The following is a 4964-nucleotide window of genomic DNA, read 5'->3' on the forward strand; positions in this document are numbered from 1 at the left end:
GATCGGCTCCGCCGCGACGGCGCGCGCCGCTGTCCGCCCTCGCCACGGCTCTCGCCCCGGCCCGACGGCTGCGGGTTGCCCGGCGCGGTGGGCGCGGGCACGGCCACGCCGGAGGGCTTGCGCGCCCCGGTGATCTGCGCCAGCGCGGGATGGCCGGGACGAACCTCCACCCCGACGACCTCGACCCCGGCCTTGCGGGTCATCTTCGTGACATCGGCCCGCTCCTCCTCGGTCACCAGAGTGACCACCACGCCGTCCTCGCCCGCGCGGGCGGTGCGGCCCGCGCGGTGCAGGTAGGCCTTGGGCTCGGCGGGCGGGTCGGCGTGCACGACCAGCGAGATGCCGTCGACGTGGATGCCGCGGGCGGCGACGTCGGTGGTGACCAGCACCGGCACCGAACCGTCGGCGAAGGCGGCCAAGGTGCGGGTGCGATTGTTCTGGGCCTTGCCGCCGTGCAGCGAGCCCGCGGCGATGCCCGCCGCGCGCAGCTGCTTGGCCAGGCGGTCGGCGCCGTGCTTGGTGCGCACGAACAGGATGGTCAGACCGTCGCGGGCGGCGATCTCGGTGAGCACGTCGCGCTTGTCGGCCTTGCGCACGAACAGCAGATGGTGCGACATCGTCGACACCGAGGCGGCGGGCGGCGCGGTGGAATGGGTGACCGGGTCGGTCAGATAGCGCTTGACCAGTTTGTCGACCTCGCCGTCGAGGGTGGCCGAGAACAGCAGGCGCTGACCGCCCTTCGGGGTCTGATCGAGCAGCCGGGTGACCTGCGGCAGGAAGCCCATGTCGGCCATGTGGTCGGCCTCGTCGAGGGCGGTGATCGTCACGTCGTCGAGGGCGGCCGCGCGCTGGGCGATGAGATCCGACAGCCTGCCGGGGGTGGCGATCAGCAGGTCGACGCCGCGGGCCAGCCGGTCGGCCTGCCGCTTGATCGGCGCGCCGCCGACCACGGAGGCGACCCGAAGGCCGAGCGAGAGGGCGGGCTCGTCGAGGGAGCGTTCGATCTGCGCGGCCAGCTCCCTGGTCGGCACGAGCACCAGACCGCGCGGGCGGCCCGGCGCGGCGGCCTTGCCCGCGAGGCGCACCAGCATGGGCAGGCCGAAGGCCAGGGTCTTGCCGGAGCCGGTCGGGCCGCGGCCGAGCACGTCGCGGCCGGCGAGCGCGTCGGGGACGGTCGCGGCCTGGATCGGGAACGGGGCGTCGATGCCGGCGCGGCGCAGCGCTTGCACGAGCACGGCGGGGAGACCGAGATCCGCGAAGGACGGGGTGTTCGTCACGGTGTCGGTCGTGGTGGTGACAGAGATGGGTGAAGCCTTTCTCGGTGCGGCACCCGCGGGCGCCGCTCGGGTCGGCCGCGCCGGGAGGCGGAGCCGTGCGCGCGCCGGACCGTGGCGATCGTCGCTGCGGAAGGTGCGCCCGCGGGTGGCCGTGCGTTCCGGCCTCGCGGTGAGTCAGGAGAGGTCGATACGTGGACGACCTCGGTGCTCGAACCGAGTCAGTGTGTGAACAATCGACTGAGTTCGACCAACCACGGTACCGCGACCGCGAGGGTCGGCACCACCAGGATGGCGATCGAGCCGAGATAGGCCGCCGTGGCGATGCCCACATCGTTGCCGTTGGCGCGTTCGCCGAGCCGTTGCACGCGGATCAACGTGGTCGGTCCGCCCGCGGCGAGCGCGCCCTGGGGCGCGGTGGATTTCGCGCACGCCACCAGAGCGCGGGCCAGCGGCGTCGGTCCGGTGACCTTGACCGCCGAGTCGTCGGCCAGCAGCTCGATGAGCAGCTTCACCGACCCGAGCGCCGCCTTGGAGCGCACCACCCGGGGAAAGGCCTCGTGCACGGCGGTGAACGCCTCGAGCACCAGGTCGTGGCGCGCCCGCAGGTGCGAACGCTCGTGGCTGACGATGGCGGTGATCTCCGGGTCGTCCATCTTGGTCAGGGTGCCTTCGCTGAGCACGACGCGCTGGCGCAGGCCGGGCAGGCAGTAGGCGATGGGCTCGGTGGCGGCCAGGACCCGGATGTCGTTGGCGCGCCTGCGTGGTCCGCTCTGGTCGAGCAGGTCGACCAGCATGCGGTGACGGGCGCGGCGACGGCGGGTGTGCACGGCCACCCGGACGACGGAGAACATCAGGCGGGCGCCGACCAGCAGGGTCAGCGCGAAGACGGTGACGTAGGCGAGCCACAGGGGCAGGCCGAGGGCGTCGATCTCGCGGGTGGGCGAGGTGGTGGGGCGGCCGTCGGGGCCGGGCACGAGCAATTCGGCGGCGATGGCGAGGCCGGAACCGAAGGCGCTGAGCACGGCCGCCAGAGCGATGGCCTGCCAGAGCACCAGTGCGGCGCGCGGGGTCCGATACGGCCACTTCGCACGACTGAGCAAGGCGGGCGCCGGGCCCGCGAGAAGCAAGGCGAGTCCGGCGAAGACCGGCGCGGTTGCGTTCATCGACTCAGCTCACTGCGTTGTGGGGAACCGGGAACGCACCTCGTTGTGCGTCCGGGGCGGATGGCCGACCACATCCTAACCCGGTCGGCCGACAGCATCAGTCGAGCGGCGGCCGGTCGCCTTCGGCGGCCTCCAGCCTCGCCAGCGCCTCGCGCAGCGCGTCGGCCTCGTCCGGGCCGACCTGTTCGACGAAGTGCACCAGCGCGGCGGCGCGGCTGCCCGCCTCGTCGGCCTGCTGGAGCGCGTCGAACATCAGGCTCGCGACCAGTTCGTCGCGGGTGTGCACCGGGGCGTAGCGATGGGCGCGGTCGTCGCGGCGCTGGACCACCAGATTCTTCTTCGCCAAACGCTGCAGCACCGTCATCACCGTGGTGTACGCGAGTTCGCGGCGCGCGGCGAGTGCCTCGTGCACCTGCCTGACGGTTAGCGGTTGGTCGCTGGACCACAACTGGTCCATGACCGCCTTCTCGAGTTCACCAAGACCTGCCATTCCTCGAGTTTACGGACCCAACGACGCCGATGCGTACTACACCCTGTCGTAACTAGGCGGTTGCTGGTGTGGTATTCGTCATAACGCCCGGTCGCGCCGGGGAGTCGGGGGCGGCTCCAGCGGCGCGCGCGTGCTCGCGGGCGACCTCGGGCCGCACATGGCGCGCGCCGATCGGCACGATCATCGGGCGCCCCGACACCGGGTCCTCCAGCACGGTCGCCGACAGCCCGAAGACCTCCTCCAGCAGGGCCGCGTCGATGATCTCGCCCGGCGCGCCCGCGGCGACGATCCGGCCGTCGCGCATGACCACCAGACGGTCGCTGTAGCGGATGGCCAGGTTCAGATCGTGCAACACCATCACCACGGTGCGGCCCAGTTCCGAGTGCAGGCGGTCGACCAGGTCGAGCACCTCCAGCGAGTGCGCCAGGTCGAGATAGGTCGTCGGCTCGTCCAGCAGCAGGATGTCGGTGCCCTGGGCCAGGGCCATGGAGATCCAGGCGCGCTGGCGCTGGCCGCCGGAGAGCTCGTCGAGCGGGCGGTCGGCCAGCTCGACGATGCCGGTCTGCGCCAGCGCGGCCATGACTTCGGACTCGTCGTCCGCCGACCACTGACGCAGCCAGGACTGGTGCGGGTGCCTGCCGCGCGCGACCAGATCCGCCACCGTCAGGCCCTCGGGCGCGACCGGCGTCTGCGGGAGCATGCCCACGATCCTGGCCACGTCCTTGGTCTTCATGCCGGAGATGGCTTTGCCGTCGAGGACCACCCGGCCCGCGCTCGGGCGCAGCAGCCTGCCGAGCGAGCGCAGCAGCGTGGACTTGCCGCAGCCGTTGGGGCCGATGACGGTGGTGACCACGCCCGGCTCGATGTCCAGGTTCAGCCCGTCGACGATGATCCGGCCGCCGTATCCGAGCCGGAGCTCCTCGGCCGTCAGCCGGTGCGCGGCGGCCGTGTCGGTGGGTGACACGGCGGTGGGTGACACGGCGGGGGTGACTGGGCGGGTGTCGGTCATGACAGGGTCGCCTTCCGGTTCATGCGCACGAGCAGATAGAGCAGGAACGGCCCACCCGCGCCGGCGGTGACGATGCCCACCGGCAGATCCACCGGGAACAACGTCCGTGCGGCCACATCGGCCCCGGTCACCAGGATGGCACCGATCAGCAGGGAGCCGAGCAGCGGTTCGCCGGGCGTGCGCAGCAGTCGCCGGGCGATCTGGGGCGCGGTCAGCGCCACGAACCCGACCGGTCCGACCGCCGCGGTCGCCACCGAGGCGGCCACCACCGCCGATCCGACGAGGATCGCCTGCTGGGTCTGGATGCGCACGCCGAGCATCCGGGTGGTGTCCTCGCCCAGCCGCATGGCCGCCAGCGTGCGGGCCGAGCCGAGCGCGACCACCGTCACCACTGCCAGCGCCAGCGTGGCCGGGACAAGGGCTTTCGAGTCGGCGAAGTTCAACGAGCCCGCCAGCCACTGTTGGGCACGGGCCGCGTTCTCGGTGGTCGCCTGCGCCACCAGCCAGCTCACGCACGCGGCGAGCAGCGCGTTGACGCCGATGCCGATCAACACGAAGCGCAGGCCCGTGGCGCCTTGCCCACCGCCCGCGGTGCGGCCCCAGGCGAGGGCGTAGATCAGCAGGGCGGTGAGCATTCCGCCGGCCAGCGCGGCCAGCGGTGCGCCGACCGTGGCGGCCAGGCCGGTCGATCCCACGCCGGCGAACACCAGCACCGCGATCGCGCCGAGGCTCGCGCCGGTGGTCACCCCGAGGATGTCCGGGCTGGCCAGCGGGTTGTGCAGGATCGACTGGGTGATCGCGCCCGCGAGCCCGAGCGCCGCGCCCACCACCAGGGCGGTCAGCGCTCGCGGCAGCCGGGAGTCCAGGACGATGTAGCGCTGCGAGCGGGTGCCGCCGCCGCCGAGCACGTCGAGCACCCGGCCCAGCGGGATCGTGGTCTCCCCGAATGCGATGTCCAGGCAGAACATGAGAAAGGCCAGCGCGGCCAGCGCCACCACGAGCGCCGCCACGCGCGGGCGCAGCAC

General features: G+C 72.7%; 5 protein-coding genes. All 5 read right to left on the minus strand.

The window, feature by feature from the left end; translation table 11 throughout:
* The coding region (locus tag QH283_RS10060; RefSeq protein WP_280502747.1) for a DEAD/DEAH box helicase at window positions 1-1277 on the minus strand (1277 nt) is incomplete at its 3' end.
* Between the two features lie 218 nt (window positions 1278-1495).
* Complete coding sequence (locus QH283_RS10065; protein WP_280502748.1) at window positions 1496-2440, minus strand: M56 family metallopeptidase; 945 nt, start codon at window positions 2438-2440, stop codon at window positions 1496-1498.
* 97 nt (window positions 2441-2537) lie between these two features.
* Entirely contained in the window at window positions 2538-2930 is a 393-nt protein-coding gene (locus QH283_RS10070) for a BlaI/MecI/CopY family transcriptional regulator (RefSeq protein ID WP_280502749.1), read from the minus strand.
* Window positions 2931-2982: 52 nt separating this feature from the next.
* Window positions 2983-3939 carry an ABC transporter ATP-binding protein gene (locus tag QH283_RS10075; RefSeq protein WP_280502750.1) on the minus strand — a complete coding sequence of 319 codons (957 nt, stop codon included), beginning with the start codon at window positions 3937-3939 and terminating at the stop codon, window positions 2983-2985.
* Window positions 3936-4964: FecCD family ABC transporter permease (locus tag QH283_RS10080; protein ID WP_280502751.1), on the minus strand; the 1029-nt coding region annotated here is incomplete at its 5' end. The genes QH283_RS10080 and QH283_RS10075, both read right to left, overlap by 4 nt.

It is taken from the genome of Nocardia farcinica, assembly GCF_029867845.1.
In the GTDB taxonomy this organism is placed as follows: Bacteria; Actinomycetota; Actinomycetes; order Mycobacteriales; family Mycobacteriaceae; genus Nocardia; species Nocardia farcinica_A.

Coding starts and splice junctions, on each gene's coding strand:
- QH283_RS10065 (WP_280502748.1), bottom strand. CDS start 2,440: ATGAACGCAACCGCGCCGGTCTTCGCCGGACTCGCCTTGCTTCTCGCG.
- QH283_RS10070 (WP_280502749.1), bottom strand. CDS start 2,930: ATGGCAGGTCTTGGTGAACTCGAGAAGGCGGTCATGGACCAGTTGTGG.
- QH283_RS10075 (WP_280502750.1), bottom strand. CDS start 3,939: ATGACCGACACCCGCCCAGTCACCCCCGCCGTGTCACCCACCGCCGTG.